Genomic DNA, 17,231 nt, shown 5'->3' on the forward strand with positions numbered 1-17,231 from the left:
CATGTTCATCGACGCCTACAACGACGGATGGTTCAACGACCTGCGCGCCCGGCGCGTCGAGCTCCCCGCTCGGCACCGCTTGTATCTCCTGATCGACGGCGCGTTTGTCCCTGGGCTGTACAAGCAGGTCAGGTTAGGGGACATCGCGCTCCTGTTCGATGCCTTGCCCGCGTGTACAACACAGGCGAAAGACGTTTCGCCGTTTCTGATTCCCTTCCTGGTGGATGACAAACACGTCCGGGCACTGCTCGCGCAGTGCGAGGGGTGGCCGATGGTGAGCCTGATCGAAACGACGGAACCGATCGAAGCGCTGGCGCAGCGGCTTTCGGCATGGTGCATCGTCGAGGCCGATGGGCAGCGCTTCAACTTCCGTTTTGCCGATACCAGGCGCCTGCCTGCCATTCACCGCACGCTCGATGAACGGCAACGCGCACAACTGGCAGGGCCGGCGCGGCGCTGGTCGTATGTGACGCGGGAAGGCGGCTGGGCCGATCTCGCGCTCAGTGCCGGAGATCAGGTCGACGTTGCGGCGGCCGCGGTCCTGGACGAACGACAGTTTGCGGCGCTGGTCGACGATAGCCGGCTCGATGAACTGCTCAGCCTGCTGCACGATCGGGGCCATGAGGTCGATCGACATCCTTCGCGCAGCCACGCGCTGCTGGCGCAAGCATTTCATGCCGCTGCTGCTGCCAACTTGGGTGATTCGGAGTTGCTCGGCTGGTGCGAATGGTTCTGGCGGCATGACCAGCTGTCGGGCAACGAAACGGTCATCGCCGCGCTGTCGGACTGGCGCAAAGTCCATGTTGAAGGAGTACCAAATGCATAGTTCATTCTGGTGGCGTCAACGATCGCGGTGCTGGTGGCTCATAGCGGTCCTGCTGGCCGGCTGCGAAAAGCCGGACGTCGATGTCAATATTCACGGAGTGAACTACAAGGGCGACGCCTTCAGTTACTACGTTGCCGATCCAGCGCGGCCTGACAGCGGTGCTGGTGGCGAACTGATCGATGCATTTGCTGCTGGGGGAACGACGTGCTGCTTCACGCTACCGAAGGTATGGCGGCCCGGGATCAAGGTTCAGATTTCGACGGCGCACTGGTTGCCTAAGCTGCCGGATAACAGTCTGCCCGAGGTGAAGGAAACCCATATCGCCGAAGTGCCTCGGTATGCGGACGGGAAGCCAGGCGAGCTGTGGGTGCTGCGCGCCGCTGACGGCAGCATCAGCCTGGTCTCCAGTGATTTTCAGCCTGACCATGACGAATGGCCAGGCAAGGTGAAGGGTTGGCCGGTGCCTTCGTTGGAATATCAGCGTGAAAGATGGGAAATTCTAAGAAAACATAAAGAGATTTTTGTTCAAACCTACAAGGAACTATTGGATGAACTCGAAATGTCACCTCACATCAGGACTCGAGAGTCTTGGGAATACGCAAAAGAAAATGAACCGCAATCGTTAAAGGGATTCACGGGCCCAGACGATCCAAATTACGCTTTTATGCTCAAAAAGGATTATACGGATGGCCTGGAGCGGACAAGCAAAGACTTGGCTTTATATAAGGAGACGAGACCATGACTGCAAGCCTGTCTTATCTGGTTCCTGATAACTTCGTTGCGGCTCATCGTGTCAACGATTTTTACGACATAGACGAAAAGAGAAAACTTGCGATTTTTTCGGAGCGTGAGCAACCGCAACTTGGTAATCCAAAGGAGTCGTGCAAAACCAATCTATTCTTCGGTTTCTTCTTCGACGGCACAAAAAATAACTACGTCAAAGCAGAAGCCGGAAAAAACCATTCGAACGTCGCTCGTCTCTACGATTGTTACCCCGGACTAAGCGTCCCTGGCGTCCTCCCAAAATCCACCGACTGGCAGCACAATCCATCGAGATACACGCACTTTTTCAAAGTGTACGTCCCCGGTGTTTCCTCGCCTTTCGCCCAAGTGCACGATACCGGCGAAGGCAAAGGCGAGGCATTGGGAGGCGCAGCCGGCGCACTGGGTGAACGCCGCATCGTCTGGGCTCTGGTTCAGGCAATCAATAACGTGCACCGATTTTTACTGAAGGCGCCATTGGTAACGCAATCGGAAATGGACGAGCTGATCTGTATTGTTCGGCTGGATAAATTCTCGCGCAGGCGGATGGCGAATGCTTCTGGCGGCATGACCAGCTGTCGGACAACGAAACGGTGATCGCCGCGCTGGCGGCCTGGCGCAATGTCCATGTTGAAGGAGTACCAAATGCTTAGTTCATTCTTGTGGCGTCAACGATCGCGGTGCTGGTTGGTCATTGCGGTCCTGCTGGCTGGCTGCGAAAAGCCGGACATCGATGTCAATATTCACGGGGTGAACTACAAGGGCGATGCCTTCAGTTACTACGTTGCCGACCCAGCGCGGCCTGACAGCGGTGCTGGCGGCGAACTAATCGACGCATTCGCCGCCGGCGGAACGACCTGTTGCATCACGCTACCTAAGGTATGGCGACCTGGGATCAAGGTCCAGATATCGACGACGCACTGGTTGCCGAAACTGCCGGATAACAGCCTGCCTGAGGTCAAAGAAACCTATGTTCTGGAAGTGCCGCGATATGTGGAAAAAAAGCCGGGAGAACTATGGGTGCTGCGGGAGGCGGATGGCAAGGTAAGCGTGGTCTTAAGCGACTTTCAACCGGATCACTCGAACTGGCCAGGGAAAGTAAAGGGATGGCCAGTGCCTTCGCTCGAATATCGCCGTGATCGCTGGGCGCTCCTTCGGCACCATGAAGAAGGCGGCATTCGGCTATACACGTCGCTGCTGGCAGCACTTGAAGCGTCGCCCACCACAGAGGCGGCGCAGGCTTGGCAGCGAAAGAAAGAATATGACCCAGACTTTCTCAGCGGTTTCTCAGGCCCAGGCGATCCCGCCTACATTGCAGCGTTAAGACAACATTACAAGGACGGCTTACAGGAAGGTCATCGTAGACTGCAAAGTGTGATGGAGGCTCGACCATGACTACTAATCTTGCCTCTGCGCTGACGAATGAATTTGCTCAGGCGGCCGATTTCGAAACGTTTTTCGGAAAAAACGCGGATGAAATTCGTGAACGTTGGGAAAAGCGCGAGCATCTTGGTTCTTCGTCGCCACAGGACTCGTGCAGAAATAACTTATTTTTCGGTTTCTTCTTCGACGGCACAAAAAACAATTACGTCAAAGCCGAAGCCGGAAAAAACCACTCAAACGTCGCCCGTCTCTACGATTGTTACCCCGGCCTGAGCGTCCCTGGCGTCCTCCCAAAATCCACCGACTGGCAGCACAATCCATCGCGGTACACGCACTTTTTCAAAGTGTACGTCCCCGGCGTTTCCTCGCCTTTCCCACAAGTGCACGATAGCGGCGAAGGCAAAGACGAGGCATTGGGAGGCGCAGCCGGCGCACTGGGTGAACGCCGCATCGTCTGGGCTCTGGTTCAGGCAATCAATAACGTGCACCGATTTTTACTGAAGGCGCCATTGGTAACGCAATCGGAAATGGACGAGCTGATCCGTATTGTTCGGCTGGATAAATTTTCGCTACGGCGCATGGCAGATAGCCTCGGAGAAAGCCGCGTTCTTCCAGGCTCAGATCGGACCTGGCACGTTAGGCGAAAATTTGAAGCGGTCCTCAAGCGCCTGCATGCCGCAGTAGCGCAGCACTGGCCAAACGAAAAGACAGGCAAACCCGCCAAGATCGATCCCGGCATCGTGAAGACGATCCATATCTCGGTGTTCGGCTTTTCGCGCGGCGCGACCCAGGCACGCGCTTTCCTCAACTGGCTCCAGTCGCTGTGCAAGCTCGACGCGCAGCTTCGCGGGAAATCCGGTATGTCGCTTGGTGGCTTCCCGGTCCAGTTCGATTTCCTCGGCATCTACGATACGGTGGCATCCGTTGGCCTGGCAAATACGGTGGGCTTTTTCAACGGGCATGCCGCCTGGGCAGATATTGAAGAAAGCCTGCGTGTTCCGGACGACGTAAAATGCCTGCACCTGGTCGCTGCCCACGAGCTGCGCCGCAGCTTTCCAGTCGATTCGATTTCGGTGGGAGGCCAGCTACCGGCAGGGAGCCGGGAAGTCGTCGTTCCCGGTATGCACTCGGACATCGGCTCCGGATACTGCCCGTGCGAGCAGGGGCGTGGGACCGATCCGGGTGGGAGCGATATGCTGGCCCGTATCCCGCTGTTAATGATGTACAAGGCAGCGCGGCTCAGCGGCGTGCCCCTGAAACTGGAAATGGCAGCGCCCATTGCACAAGCGCGATTCGCGCTGGCGCCTGAGGCGATCAAGGCATTCAACGCCTATATTGCGGCGTGCCGCGAGACCAATGGCCCCTTGCATCGCATCATGCGCGAGCAGGCGCGCAAACAGATTGAGTGGCGCCTGGCGCGCCGGGTGAAAGGCAACACGCCCATCCAGAAAACCGCCAGTTTTGCGCGTGCAACGACCTTCGATCAAAACGATTTGCATAGTGCCGCCGTCGAATTCGAAGATGAAATCAAGGCGTTTGGCGAGTGGCGCAAAGGGAAGGGGCCAGCCTTTCGGCCGGTTTCCCAACAACGCGGATTCGACAATGAGCACGAGTCCGAGTGGGAAGAAATTGCGACCTGGTGGAATGAGGCGGTCCGGCCTCCTGCCGAAGTACTGGCCTTCTTCGACAATTTCGTGCACGACTCACGGGCGTGGTTCAAGATGGACGGTTCTCCCGACAGTGAGGCGAAGATGCATGCCGAACTGTCGAAATGGGTCCAGAAGCGCAAGACGGCCCAGGCGCTGAATGCGCAGCCGATGGGCGGATCGGCGTTGGCCGCCGACTTCAGGGTGATGCGCGTTGCCGACGGCTTGAGCGAGGAGCAGCGCCGCGCCGCCGATGACTATGCGAGAACAGGCAAGATTCCACGGATGATGACGTCCGGCCGCGAGCCCTTCAGTCTCGCAAAAGCGGGCTACCTGCGGTTTCGCAAGGTCTACGGCGGATTGGACTCGGTACTTCTTTCCGCGGTCGAGGAGAAGCCAGGCTCCCTTGACGAAAACGAGGTGCATCGCGTGTAGCCAGGCCAGGCCTACGGCTGCACCGGCGCCGCCTGCACGACTGTTGCGCGCTGCGCCCACCGCTGCGCCAGCACCGCGCACACCATCAGCTGGATCTGGTGAAACAGCATCAGCGGCAGGATGATCATGCCCAGCGCCGAGGGCGCGAACAGCACCTTGGCCATCGGCACGCCGCTGGCCAGGCTTTTCTTCGAACCGCAGAACACGATCGTGATCTCGTCTTCTTTTGAAAAGCCCATGCGCCGGCTGGCCCAGGCGGCCAGGCCCAGGGCGACGGCCAGCATCACGCAAGAGAGCACGGTCAGCACCAGGATCGCCGTGCCGGACACGTGCTGCCACAGCCCCTCGGTCACCGATTCGCTGAAGGCCATGTAGACCACCAGCAGGATCGAGCCCTGGTCGACATAGCGCAGCACCGGCTTGTGGCGGTCGATGAAGGCGCCAATCCAGGGGCGCAGCAGCTGGCCGGCGATGAAGGGCAGCAGCAGCTGCTCGACGATCTTCCAGACCTGCGACAGTCCCGAGCCGCCCGCCGCCTGCGCGCCTTGCAATACCAGTGCGCCGACCATCAGGGGCGTCAGGAAAATCCCGATGAAATTCGAGGCCGTGGCGCTGCAGACGGCGGCGGCGACGTTCCCGCGTGCCAGTGCCGTGAAGGCGATCGAGGACTGCACGGTCGACGGCAGCACGCACAGGAAGAGAATGCCCATGGTCAGTTCGGGCGTCAGCAGGCGCAAGGCCAGCGGTTCGATCACCAGTCCCATCAGCGGGAACATGACGAAGGTCGAGGCCAGCACCAGCAGGTGCAATCGCCAGTGGGTCAGGCCCGCCAGCAGCGCTTCGCGCGAGAGCTTGGCGCCGTGCAGGAAGAACAGCAGGCCGATGGCAAGCGTGGTGATATCGCCCAGCACCACGGCCGCCTGGCCGCTGGCCGGGAGCAGGGTAGCCAGCAGCATCATGACCATCAGGCCGATGGTAAAGGCGTCGAGCGCGAGGCGGCGCGCGGTCGTGGCGAGGAAGTGCGTCATGCGTCCCATGGCGTTGCGGGCAGGCCCGGCAGTCAAAAGAATCCATTCTAGCTGCTCGGGCCCATCTGTTGTTGGCAACCCACGGCGCAGCGATGATTGGTAGATTTGCAATTAATAATGCTAAACTGCAATATTGCCGCTCACTTTCACCCATCGGAACCTGCCATGACCCAATCGCTTCGCGCCATCCTGATCGCTGCCGCCGTCCTCGGCGCCGCTTCCGCCCAGGCCTCGACCATCACCGTCACGCCTGAGGACATGGGCGCTGGCCTGAACAAGTGGAACGTGGCGAACGTGCGCGAGAGCAGCAGCGCGGCGATCACGGATACGCAGGCGCGCAGCGGCAACGGGTCGGTCGAGATGGCGCTGGCCAACGGCAGCGGCAAGGCCGATTACGTCTACACCTGGGGCTATGTTGCGGGCCGCACGCTGGGCAATCTCGACACGCTGAGCTATGACTGGCTGCGCAGCAGTGGCGGCGCGGCGCCGGCGCACCTGCAGCCGGCCCTGCGCCTGTCCTATGACGCCGACGGCGACAGCGGCACCACCTTCGACCGTGGCTACCTGGTCTGGGAGCAGACCTATAACGGCGGCGGACTGGTCGAGAATCGCTGGACCACGAGCGATATCCTGGCCGGGAATTTCTGGATGCGCCAGTTCAGCCCGGGCAATACGGTCGAAAACTACGGCACCTCGCTGGCCGAGTGGATCGCAGGTCCCCGTCCGGGCGCGCCGGCCGACGTGCTGGGCGCGAATACCGCCATCCTCGGCATCGAATTCGGCATCGGTTCGGGCTGGAACGGCAGCTTCACGGGTTACGTCGACAACGTCAGCTTCGGCTTCAAGGGCCAGGGCGCGACCACCTTCAACTTCGAGACGCAGCGCAGCGACGTGCCGGAACCGGGCAGCTTCGCGCTCCTCGGCCTGGGCGTCGCCGCCCTGGTCGCGGCGCGCAAGCGCAAGCAGGCCTGAAGGCGCGTATTGACGCCAAAAAATCGATTTCCCGGCGCTGGCAACCGGGCTATACTCCCCGCTTGAACTTTCTCACCCGGGGTCTATCTTGTTCAAATCGATCGTTCTTCCCGTCGTTCTCCTTGGCGCCGCGGCGCCTGCCCTGGCCGACGAAGGCCAGTGGCAGCCGCACCAGCTGCCCCAGCTGAAATCCGAACTCAAACGCATCGGCATCACCATGCCGGCCGAGAAGCTGGCCGACCTGTCGAAGCATCCGATGAGCGCGATCGTGTCGCTGGGCGGCTGCTCGGCCTCCTTCGTCTCGCCCGATGGCCTGGTCGTCACCAACCACCACTGCGGCTATGGCGCGATCCAGCGCAATTCGACCCCGGAAAAAAACTACATCGTCGACGGCTTCCTGGCCAAGACCCGCGCTGAAGAACTGCCGGGCGGCCCGAACACGCTGGTCTACGTGACCGAAAAGGTCGAAAACGTCACTGCCCGCGTCCTCAAGGACCTGGGCGCGGACCTGACCGGCCGCCAGCGCAACGAGGCGATCTCCCAGCGCGTCAAGGCCCTTATCGCCGAATGCGAAAGCGACAAGACCTCGCGCTGCTCGGTGCCGGCCTTCCATCGCGGCCTCGAGTACTACCGCATCAAGCAGCTGATGATCCGCGACGTGCGCCTGGTGTACGCGCCGTCGGACAAGATCGGCAACTTCGGCGGCGACATCGACAACTACGAGTGGCCGCGCCAGACCGGCGACTACACCTTCCTGCGCGCCTATGTCGGCCCGGATGGCCGCCCGGCCGATCCGTCGCCGAACAACCTGCCGTACAAATCGAAGGACTTCCTGGTCGTCTCGGCCGAAGGCCTGAAGAACGGCGATCCGATCCTGCTGGCCGGCTACCCGGGCCGCACCAGCCGCTACAAGCTGCCGTCGGAAATCCGCTTCGCGCGCGACACCGACTTCCCGGCCAAGGTCTCCACCATCACCGCCGACCTGGCCGTGATCGCCGACGCGACCAAGGGCAACCCCGCCTGGGACGTGCGCTACGCCAGCGTCGCCAAGGGCCTGAACAACGTGCTCAAGAAAACCCAGGGCCTGCTCGACGGCTTTGCGCGCAAGGACGTCGCCGCGATCAAGGACGTGCAGGATGCCGAGTTCCGCGCCTGGTACGCGCGCAGTGGCAACGTAAGCGGCAGCGGCGCCACGCTGCTCGCCGACCTCGACGCCGTGATCGCCGCCGACATGGCCTTGTCGCGCGAAGAGGGCGCCTATGCGGAAGCCTCGCACAGCGATTTGTTGAAAAGCGCGCGCAGCCTGTACCGCCTGGCGCAGGAGCGCCAGAAGCCGGACGCCCAGCGCGAAGCCGGCTACCAGGAGCGTGACCTGTCCTTCATCAAGGCGCGCCTGACCCGCCTGGAGCAGTCGTTTGTGCCGAGCGTCGACCAGGCCCGCTACACCGCGGCCCTGAACCGCTACGCGAAGATCGACCAGAAGCTGCGTCCGCAAGGGCTCGACGCGCTGGTGCCGAACGCAGGCGCGCTGGACGCGATGTACAAGTCGACCGAACTTGGCGACACGAGCAAGCGCCTGGCCTGGATGGGCAAGGACGTCGAGGCTTTCCGCACGTCGGCCGATCCCTTCATCGTGCTGGCCGTGCGCCTGAACGACATCGCCAAGGGCCTGGACGAGCGCCGCAAGGAAGTCGACGGCAACCTCGACCGCACCATCCCGCAGTACATGTCGGCCGTCATCGCCTATAAAAAATCGCAGGGCAAACCGGTCTACCCGGACGCCAACTCGACCCTGCGCGTGACCTTCGGCACCGTGTCGCCGTATGCGCCGCGCGACGGCCTGGTCAAGGGCCCGTTCACCACCGTCGAGGGCATCGTCGAAAAGGCCACCGACAAGGATCCCTTCCTGGTCCCGGCGGCACTGACCGAAGCGGTGAAGGCCAAGCGTTATGGCGTATTCAAGGACCCGGTACTGAACACCGTGCCGGTCAACTTCCTGTCGAGCGCAGACACGACCGGCGGCAATTCCGGTTCGGCCGTGATGAACAAGCGCGGCGAACTGGTCGGCCTGAACTTCGATTCGACCTATGAATCGATCACCAAGGACTGGTACTTCGACACCGCCATCACGCGTGCGATCCACGTCGACATCCGCTACATGCTGTGGGTGATGAAGGAAGTCGACCACGCCGACAACCTGCTCAAGGAAATGACGATCAAGTACCCGAAGAAATAAGTGGACAGCTTGTCTCGGAAAAGCCGCGGCCGGAGCAATCCGGACCGCGGTTTTTTTGTAGGTCGGCACCCCGTGTCCAGCAGGATGTAGGGTGGGCGGGTTCCCCGCCCACGCGTTCAGTGTAGCCGGCGTCGTGGCACACAGCGCAGTAGCACGAGCGTTCGTTGAACGCGTGGGCGGGAGACCCGCCCACCCTACGGGTCAAGTTCAAACGTCGGCGCTTGCGGCGGCGGTTGCGGCCGAAAACCGGATCTCGAAGCGCGTCTCGCCTTGACCCGTCGCGCCGAGCGCGTAGGCAAAACCGTGGCGGTTGAGCACCTCGCGCACGAACATCAAACCGATGCCCTGGCCGCCGCGCTTGGTGGTGAAGAAGGGCGTGAACAGCTGGCGCGGGGCGACCTCGCCCAGCAGGTCGGCCGAGTCGAGCACAGCCAGCACCACCTCGTTCCCCTGCGCCTCGAGCGTAACCCGCACATGCCCGCCCGGCACGCCGAGCATCTGCCGCGCCTGCACCGCTTCGATGGCATTTTTCACGACGTTGAGCAGCGCCTGTTCGATCAGCTGGGCATCCATGGGAATGGCGCCGACCTCGTCGCAGCGTTCCCAGCGCAGCGCGATGCCGCGTGCGGCGCAGGTTTCGCGGTTGAGCCAGAAGATGTCGTCGACGATCGCGCGCAGGCTGGCCGGGCGCAAGTCGACCTCGGGCATCTTGACCACCCGCGTGAAGCGGTCGATGAATTCGCCCAGGCTGACGTTGCGCCGCTTGACGGCGTCGATGGCGGTGGAAAAGTCGGCGGCGTCGCTCGAGGCCAGCTGGTCGCGGTAAAACAGCAGCGAGTCGAGCACCGAGCAGGTGGCCGCCACCGTGTTGTTGACCTCATGCGCCAGCACCCGCACCAGCTTGGCGTAGGTGGAGCGTTCCGAATCTTCCAGTTCGGCCGTCAATTCCTCGACCAGCATGAAGTGGCGCACGAAGCCGCGGTCATAGAACTGGCCGCGCTGGGCGCGGTAGCGGCGCCCATCGAGGTCGGTCAGCAGGCGGCTTTCGAGCGGCGCCAGGGTGTCAAGCTGGGCGATCAGGTCGCGCTTGCGTTCGCCCTCGCGCAGGGCGGCCGGGGCGCCAGGCAGGGCTGCGGCGCCCAGCCAGTGAGCCAGCGGCTTGCCCTGCGCCTGCTCGAGCCCGAGCAGGCTGGCCGCGCTGGCGTTGACCAGGCTGATGGCGCCGTCGAAATCGAATACCAGCACCGCGCCCGGTGTTGCTTCCAGCAGGCGGTCCAATAAACCCTGCTGCTCGCCGACCATCAGGCGCTCGCGGTGCAGGGCGGCGAGCATGGTGTTGAACATCGCGACCAGTTCGCCCAGCTCGCCCGAGGCGGGCGGCGCCAGCCGGTTGGCGTAGTGCTGGTCCTGCAGCAGGTCGTGGAAGCGGCGCGTGTAGTCGAGCGGTTCGAGCGCGCGCCGCGCCAGCCGCCAGCCCGTGGCCAGGCTCGCCAGCAGCAGCAGTTCGGCGCCCACGAAATACGCGGGGCGCTCCGGCAGCAGCAGGAAGGCGCAGGCGAAGGGCGCCAGGTGGATGGCGAGGATGTAGGCGCCGAGCCGGTGGCCCAGCTTCACGCGCCGTCCTCGCTGCCTGCATGGTTCTCGCCCAGGCCGTGCCGCTCGAGGCGCCGGTACAGCGCCGTGCGCGACAGGCCGAGCGTCTTGGCCACGCGCGAGATGTTGCCCGTGTGCTGGGCCAGCGCCTGCTCGATCATGTGGCGTTCGACCTGTTCCAGCGTCATGCCGTCCACCCCCAGGCGCGCGCCGCCGCCGGCTTCGTCGAGCTGTCCGGCCGCGATGAAATCGGCCTGGGTCAGCTGCGCCTTGTCGACCAGCAGCAGGGTGCGTTCCAGCGTCTGCCTCAGCTGGCGGATGTTGCCGGGCCAGGGCTGGGCGGACAGCCATTCGAGCGCCTGGCCGGTGAGCGACACCTCGCCCAGGCCATAGCTGGCCGCGACCCTGGCCACGATGTGGCGCGCCAGCAGGGGGATGTCGCTGCGCCGTTCGCGTAGCGGCGGCAGGCGGATCGTGATCAGGTTCAGGCGGTAGAACAGGTCTTCGCGAAATTCGCCGGCCGCGACCAGCTCAGCCAGTTCGCGGTTGGTGGCCGAGACCACGCGCACGTCGGCCTGCTCGCTGTGGCTGGCGCCGACCGGCTGGTAGCGCCCGTCCTGCAGCACGCGCAGCAGTTTTACCTGGTCGCCGCGATTGAGTTCCCCGATCTCGTCGAGGAAGAGGGTGCCGCCCTCGGCGCTGGCGACATGGCCCTTGCGGTCGCTGCGCGCGTCGGTGAAGGCGCCGCGCACGTGGCCGAACAGTTCGCTCTCGAACAGGGTCGAGGTGATCGCGCCCATGTTGATCTTGACGATGGGGCTGGCCGCGCGCGGGCTGTTGCGGTGGATCGCATCGGCCACCAGCTCCTTGCCGGTGCCGCTTTCGCCCAGGATCAGCACCGGCGCCCGGGTGCGTGCGACCTGGCCGATGGTGGCCAGCACGCGCAGCAGTTTCGGATGCTCGCCGACGATGCCGCTGAAGTCGAACTGCTCGTCGAAGGCGCGCCGCGAGGGTGCGCTGGCGGGCGAGTTCAGTTCGAGCGTCGCACGTACCAGTTCGATCAGCTGGGCGTTGTCCCAGGGCTTGGTGAAGAAGTTGGCGGCGCCCGCCTTGATGCCGGCCACCGCCAGCCCGATCGAGCCCCAGGCCGTCATCAGGAGCACCGGCAGTGCGGGATGGTGTTCGCGCACCCGGGCCAGCAGGGCCAGGCCTTCTTCGCCGCCGGTCTGCAGCGAAAAATTCATGTCCTGCAAAACGAGGTCGACCGGCTCGCGGGCCAGCAGGTCGAGGGCTTCTTGCGCGCCGGCGGCGCGCAGCGGCTCGAAACCGGATTGCTTGAGCAGCAGGGCCAGCGAGACCAGCACCGCGCCGTCGTCGTCGACGATGAGGATGCGCGGAGAGTGGGAAACTTGCATCGTGCGTGATTCTTTCGTTTGCTATTCGTAGTGCAGCGCTTCGGTTGGCGACAGGCGGCTGGCGCGCCAGCCCGGGTACAGCGCGCAGAGCGAGGATATCAGATAGATCACGGCCATCGACAGCAGCGCCGCGGCGCCGAAGACGCTCCAGTTCAGGCTTTCGCCGAGCACGCCGGTCAGCGGCAGCTGGACCAGCAGCACCAGGCCGAACGCAATGGCGATGGAGCTGAGCAGGAACTGTTCGGCCACGATCTGGCGGTAGATCCCGCCGGCGCTGGCGCCCAGTGCGCGGCGCAGTCCGATCTCGGGGATGCGCTGGGTGGTGTTCTGCCACAGCGCGCCGAACAGGCCGAAGGCGACCATCAGCAGCATGAAGGAGGCGATCACGCCGACCACGATCAGCGGGACCATGCGTGACTTCATCATCGACGCGCGCGTGCTGGTCAAGGGCGCGATCTGGTAGGTCCAGTCGTTGTGGATCAGTTTCAGGCGGGTGTTCAGGCGCCGCTCGAAATCGCGCGTGGTGCCGGGTTTCAGCTTGAGCAGGATGGTGCGGGCGTCGCGGTCGTTCTTGCCGGCCTCGAAGCGCATGAAGACGAAGTTGACGGGCGCGGCCAGCTCACCCTTGGCGCGGTAGTCGTCGACCACGCCGACCACGCGGTAGGTCGTTTCGATTTTCGCGCCTTCGCCGTCGACGAACTGTTGGCCAAGCGCGCGCTCGCCGGGGAACATGGCCTCTGCCATGCGGCGGTTGATGACGACCGGCCGTTGCGCGCTGCCGTTATCGCGCTCGGAAAACCAGCGGCCGTCGACCAGGTTCAGTCCCAGCACGGCGGCCAGGGCGTCGTCGGCTTCGACCATTTCGGTCGGCACCTGCTTGCCGCTGCCGCCATTGCGGCGCAGGTCGCTGGACATGGTCGACATCGCGTAGGGCTCGAAGCTGGCGAATGCGACGCCGGCCACTTCCGGCAGTTCGGACAGGCCGCGCCGCAAACCGTCGTAGCGCGCCGGGTCGATGCGGCCTTCGAGGTGATGGCCGGACTCGATCGAGACCGACCACACGTCGGCGCCCTCGAAACCCAGCGGCATCCGGTACAGCTGCGCATAGCGCAGGCCGAAGGCGGCAACGCCGAAGACGATGGCGAAGGCGAGCAGGATCTCGAGGCTGAGCATCAGGTTCCTGGACTTGCGCTTCCAGGTCAGTTTCAACAAATGGCGGAACATCAGATGGCTCCCTTCAGGGCATGGACGGGATCGAGGCGCGACATCTTCCAGGCGGGCAGGACGCCGGAGAGCAGGCCGAAGACGGTGGCGATCAGCATGCCCCAGCCGAAGACGGCGAGGTTCAGGTCGACCTTCAGGTAGGGAATCAGGCCGGCGCCCTCGAGCCAGGCGAGGACCAGGGCGGTGACGCCCAGGGCGATCAGGCCTCCGGCCAGGCAGAGCAGCACATTCTCGATCACCAGCTGCACCGCGAGCTGGCCGCTGGTGGCGCCGAAGGCCTTGCGCACGCCGATCTCGGCGCGCCGCTCCATGATGCGGCCGGTGTTCAGGTTGACCAGGTTCAGGGCCGGCAGCAGCATGAAGACCAGCATCGCCACCACGATCCCAGTGAGCAGCTTGCCGGCTCCGGAGTCGCTGCTCTCGTCGCTGCTGGTCAGGATGCGGGCGAACAGATCGAGCTTGCTGTCGGCCCAGAAGCGGATCGTCTTCCATTCTTTCGGGTCGTCGTGGACCACGCCGGCGGAGATGCGCGCGACCTGTTCGCGCACGCGCGGCAGGTCGGCCGCGCTGTCGGCCAGGATCAGCGCCGTGAACATGCCGGTCAGTTCGTTGCGGTAGCCGCTCGAGGCGAAGGTGGAGATCGGCACCCAGATGTCGGCAAACGCATTCAGGTGCATTGCGTCCTCGACCACGCCGACGACTTCGAACACCTGGCCGCCGACGTCGATGCGCTGGCCGAGCGCGGCCTTCGGCTCGCCAGGGAAGAGGCGCAGCGCGGTCGATGCGTTGAGCACCACGATCATGCGCCCGGCGGCGTCGTCGAGCGCGTTCGGCAGGCGCCCGGCCAGCAGCCTGAAGTCGAGCACCTTCCAGTAGTCGGCGTCGGCGCGGCGCATCTGGACCTCGCTCACGGCTGCGCCCTGGTAGACCGATTGCGCTGTGGGCAGGGTGACGGTGGCGACGCGCTCGACCCCCGGCATCGGTTTCAGGTATTTCTCGATCAGCTTGAAGCCGGGCGGCGTGCTGCTGCGGCGGGTCCCGTCGGGGCTTTCCATGCGCATCATCAGCACTTGCAGGAAGCGGTCGCTCTTGCCCTCGACGCCGGAAGGGCGGAAGGCCGTCTCGAGCAGGGAGGCGATCACCATCAGCACCACCAGGGTCAGCACGATGCACAGCAGGTTGATCGCCGTGAAGAGCTTGCGGCGCATGAAGACCTTCCATGCGGTGAGAAGATAGTTGCGGAACATGGCGGCCCCTTATGCGACCATCTGGCCGTCGAACACGCGCACGATGCGGTTGGTGCGGCGCGCGTCGCGTTCGTCGTGGGTGACCATGACGACGGTCGTGCCTTCCTCGTTCAGTTTCAGGAGGATGTCCATCACTTCCTCGCCCATCTTGCTGTCGAGGTTACCGGTCGGCTCGTCGGCCAGCAGCACCTGCGGCCGGCCGACGATGGCGCGCGCGATCGCCACGCGTTGCTGCTGGCCGCCCGAGAGCTGGTTCGGATAGTGGTCCATGCGTGCGCCGAGGCCCACTTTTTCAAGTGCCGCGCGCGCCAGTGCGCGGCGTTCGCCTGCGGCCATTTTGCGGTACAGCAGCGGCAGTTCGACATTGTCGATCACGCGCAGGTCGGGAATCAGGTGAAAGCTCTGGAAGATGAAGCCGAAGGTGCTGTTGCGCAGCCCCGCCACCTGTTTGTCGCGGTAGCGCGTGATCGGGACGCCATCGACTTCGATGCTGCCCTGGCCGGGCCGGTCGAGCAGGCCAATCAGGTTCAGCAGGGTGCTCTTGCCGCAGCCGCTGGGCCCCATCATGGCGACGAATTCGCCTTTTTTGACGTGCAGGTCGACGTCCTTCAGGGCCAGGGTTTCCACCTTGTCGGTGCGGTAGGTCTTGCTAACTTTGTTCAGGCGGATCATGGGCTCGCTCGTGTTGTTGTCGTTAATCGGAGATGCGGATGCTGTCCTGCTGGGCGTAGGCCTTGGTATCGGAGACGATGAAGCGCTCGCCGGATTTTGCGCCAGCCATGACTTCGACCAATTTGCCGTCGCTGCTGCCGAGTTGCAGGGTGGTCCTGCGCGCCATGCCATCAATGACCGCGAACGCATCCTGGCGCCCTCTGCCGTTGAAGGCCGCGCCGGAATCGATCACCAGTACGCCGGTCTTCTGCGCGGTGACGATGTTCACGTCGACCCGCATCTTGTTGCGCAGGAGCGGGTTGTGCGGCTGCGCCAGTTCGACCAGCAGCTTGACGGTGCCGTTCTGGATCTCGGGCAGGATCGTGTGTACACGGCCGGCCAGCCGCTCGCCGTTCTGCTCGACGCGCACCAGCTGGCCGGGGGACAGCAGGCGCGCGTGGAAATCGGACAGGGTCGCTTCGACCCGGTAGTTGTTCAGCTCCGAGACGCGCGCCAGCAGCTGGCCGGCGCCGACGCTGGCGCCTTCTTCCTGGACCAGCGAGGTGAGCATGCCCTTGATCGGCGCACGCACGCGGGCCCGCGCCAGCAGGCCTTCCTGCTGTGCGATCTGTTTAAGCAGGATCGCCTTTTGCAAGTTGGCGGCGCCGATGCTGCCGTCGGTGGCGCGGCGCGCATCGACCAGCTGTTCGCGATGCTGGCGCAGCTGGATTTCGGTGCGCTTGACGTTCAGTTCCGCGCCCAGCAGGTCTTCGCCCGATACCAGGCCGCTCTGGCGCAGCTTCTGGTTGCGCTCGTGGCGCGCGCGCGCCGACAGCAGGTCCAGTTCGAGCAGTTCGATGCTGCTGGTGAGCTGCTTGCGTTTCTGGTCGAGTTCGACCGCCAGCACCTGGACGCGGTTTTCCTGTTGCGCCAGCTGCTCCTGCAAGGCCTCCAGCGCGAGGCGGATCTCGCGGTCGTCGAGTTCGAGCAGCAGTTCGCCCTGCGCCACCTGCTGCCCCGGCTTGGCGTGCACTTTCGCCACGCGGCTGGCGGCCGGGCTGGCCACGACTTCCTCGTGCACGGGAATGACGACGCCGGCGGCGTTGACGGTGTTGGCGACGTCGCCGCGGCGCACGGTCGAGACGACGATGTCGGTGGCATCGAGGCTGGGACGCAGCACGCGGTTCACGCCCCAGGCGGCGCCGGCCAGGCTGGCAGCCAGGAGGGCGCCTGCCAGCATGCGGATGCGGCGGCGGCGTTGAAGAATTGCTGGGTCGAGGGCTTGGTCCATGGTCGGGGTGCAGTGGGTCTTGCCGCTTGTATTGCAAGGGCCGTGCCAGCTCCGTTTGCCCCGTGTGCGTGGCCAGGGCAGGGCCTTGCCTGCCCGCCTGCGGGCACCAGTGTCCGGATCCGGGCAGTGGCGCGAAAAAAATACCGCGGCGCTGGGCGCCGCGGCTGTCCGGGACATCGCCTGCACTACCGCTTATTTTGCGGCCGGCGCCTTGCCGATGTGGCGCCCGAGGAAGGCTTCGAGCTTTTCGTAGAACGCGGTGCGGTTGGCCGTGTTGTAGAAACCGTGGCCTTCGTCCGCGACCAGGAACCATTCCGGCGGGCGGCCGGCGGCGGTCAAGGCGGCGCGCATCGCGTGCGCATGTTCGACCGGCGCGCGCGTGTCCTTGCCGCCGTGGACCAGCATGACGGGCGAGGTGATTTTCGCGCCCAGCTTGACCGGCGAAATGCGGTCGAGTTCCGCGCGGTCGTCGCCGATGTATTTGCGCATCGTGTTGGCCAGGTAGGTATCGGTGCGTTCGTT

At 64.0% G+C, this 17,231-nt stretch carries 15 protein-coding genes; 7 read left to right on the forward strand and 8 right to left on the reverse strand.

What is annotated here, in order from left to right; genetic code table 11:
* Position 1: 1 nt before the first annotated feature.
* Genes NMB41_RS08770 through NMB41_RS08790 form a run of 5 tightly spaced genes read left to right on the forward strand, consistent with a single transcriptional unit; the run spans position 2 to position 5,052 of the window.
* On the forward strand, positions 2 to 826 hold the full coding sequence (locus NMB41_RS08770; protein ID WP_494382080.1) for a DUF4123 domain-containing protein: 825 nt from the start codon (positions 2 to 4) through the stop codon (positions 824 to 826).
* Entirely contained in the window at positions 819 to 1,568 is a 750-nt protein-coding gene (locus NMB41_RS08775) for a DUF3304 domain-containing protein (protein WP_494382081.1), read from the forward strand. The genes NMB41_RS08770 and NMB41_RS08775 overlap by 8 nt, the downstream gene beginning before the upstream one ends.
* On the forward strand, positions 1,565 to 2,185 hold the full coding sequence (locus NMB41_RS08780) for a hypothetical protein (protein WP_494382082.1): 621 nt from the start codon (positions 1,565 to 1,567) through the stop codon (positions 2,183 to 2,185). Before NMB41_RS08775 ends, NMB41_RS08780 begins: the two co-directional genes overlap by 4 nt.
* Before the next feature lie 48 nt (positions 2,186 to 2,233).
* Positions 2,234 to 2,983 carry a DUF3304 domain-containing protein gene (locus tag NMB41_RS08785; RefSeq protein WP_494382083.1) on the forward strand — a complete coding sequence of 250 codons (750 nt, stop codon included), beginning with the start codon at positions 2,234 to 2,236 and terminating at the stop codon, positions 2,981 to 2,983.
* Positions 2,980 to 5,052 (forward strand): phospholipase effector Tle1 domain-containing protein, encoded by a 2,073-nt coding sequence (locus tag NMB41_RS08790; protein WP_494382084.1) that lies wholly within the window; start codon positions 2,980 to 2,982, stop codon positions 5,050 to 5,052. The genes NMB41_RS08785 and NMB41_RS08790 overlap by 4 nt, the downstream gene beginning before the upstream one ends.
* A gap of 11 nt (positions 5,053 to 5,063) precedes the next feature.
* Here the strand turns inward: NMB41_RS08790 and NMB41_RS08795 are convergent, their stop codons facing one another.
* Complete coding sequence (locus NMB41_RS08795; RefSeq protein WP_494382085.1) at positions 5,064 to 6,089, reverse strand: bile acid:sodium symporter family protein; 1,026 nt, start codon at positions 6,087 to 6,089, stop codon at positions 5,064 to 5,066.
* Positions 6,090 to 6,245: 156 nt separating this feature from the next.
* On the opposite strand from NMB41_RS08795, the gene NMB41_RS08800 reads away from it, so the two are divergent.
* Positions 6,246 to 7,052: a PEP-CTERM sorting domain-containing protein gene (locus NMB41_RS08800; RefSeq protein WP_494382086.1), complete on the forward strand. Its 807-nt coding sequence runs from the start codon at positions 6,246 to 6,248 to the stop codon at positions 7,050 to 7,052.
* A gap of 88 nt (positions 7,053 to 7,140) precedes the next feature.
* Positions 7,141 to 9,288: a S46 family peptidase gene (locus NMB41_RS08805; protein WP_494382087.1), complete on the forward strand. Its 2,148-nt coding sequence runs from the start codon at positions 7,141 to 7,143 to the stop codon at positions 9,286 to 9,288.
* Between the two features lie 207 nt (positions 9,289 to 9,495).
* Here NMB41_RS08805 and NMB41_RS08810 read toward each other — a convergent pair whose 3' ends face one another.
* The 7 genes from NMB41_RS08810 to NMB41_RS08840 form a co-directional block, all read right to left on the reverse strand.
* Complete coding sequence (locus NMB41_RS08810) at positions 9,496 to 10,902, reverse strand: sensor histidine kinase (RefSeq protein ID WP_494382088.1); 1,407 nt, start codon at positions 10,900 to 10,902, stop codon at positions 9,496 to 9,498.
* Positions 10,899 to 12,296: a sigma-54-dependent transcriptional regulator gene (locus NMB41_RS08815; protein ID WP_494382089.1), complete on the reverse strand. Its 1,398-nt coding sequence runs from the start codon at positions 12,294 to 12,296 to the stop codon at positions 10,899 to 10,901. The genes NMB41_RS08810 and NMB41_RS08815 overlap by 4 nt, the downstream gene beginning before the upstream one ends.
* Before the next feature lie 21 nt (positions 12,297 to 12,317).
* The gene (locus NMB41_RS08820) at positions 12,318 to 13,520 is read right to left on the reverse strand and encodes an ABC transporter permease (protein WP_494382090.1); all 1,203 of its coding nucleotides are present in this window, start codon (positions 13,518 to 13,520) and stop codon (positions 12,318 to 12,320) included.
* On the reverse strand, positions 13,520 to 14,767 hold the full coding sequence (locus NMB41_RS08825; RefSeq protein WP_494382091.1) for an ABC transporter permease: 1,248 nt from the start codon (positions 14,765 to 14,767) through the stop codon (positions 13,520 to 13,522). The genes NMB41_RS08820 and NMB41_RS08825 overlap by 1 nt, the downstream gene beginning before the upstream one ends.
* A 9-nt stretch (positions 14,768 to 14,776) precedes the next feature.
* A complete protein-coding gene (locus tag NMB41_RS08830; RefSeq protein ID WP_494382092.1) occupies positions 14,777 to 15,439 on the reverse strand; it encodes an ABC transporter ATP-binding protein in 663 nt (220 codons plus the stop codon).
* Positions 15,440 to 15,461: 22 nt separating this feature from the next.
* The gene (locus tag NMB41_RS08835) at positions 15,462 to 16,709 is read right to left on the reverse strand and encodes an efflux RND transporter periplasmic adaptor subunit (RefSeq protein WP_494382093.1); all 1,248 of its coding nucleotides are present in this window, start codon (positions 16,707 to 16,709) and stop codon (positions 15,462 to 15,464) included.
* A 192-nt stretch (positions 16,710 to 16,901) separates the two neighbouring features.
* On the reverse strand, positions 16,902 to 17,198 hold the full coding sequence (locus NMB41_RS08840; protein ID WP_494382094.1) for an alpha/beta hydrolase family protein: 297 nt from the start codon (positions 17,196 to 17,198) through the stop codon (positions 16,902 to 16,904).
* Positions 17,199 to 17,231 lie beyond the last annotated feature (33 nt).

Source organism: Massilia sp. FBCC-B171 (assembly GCF_059134155.1).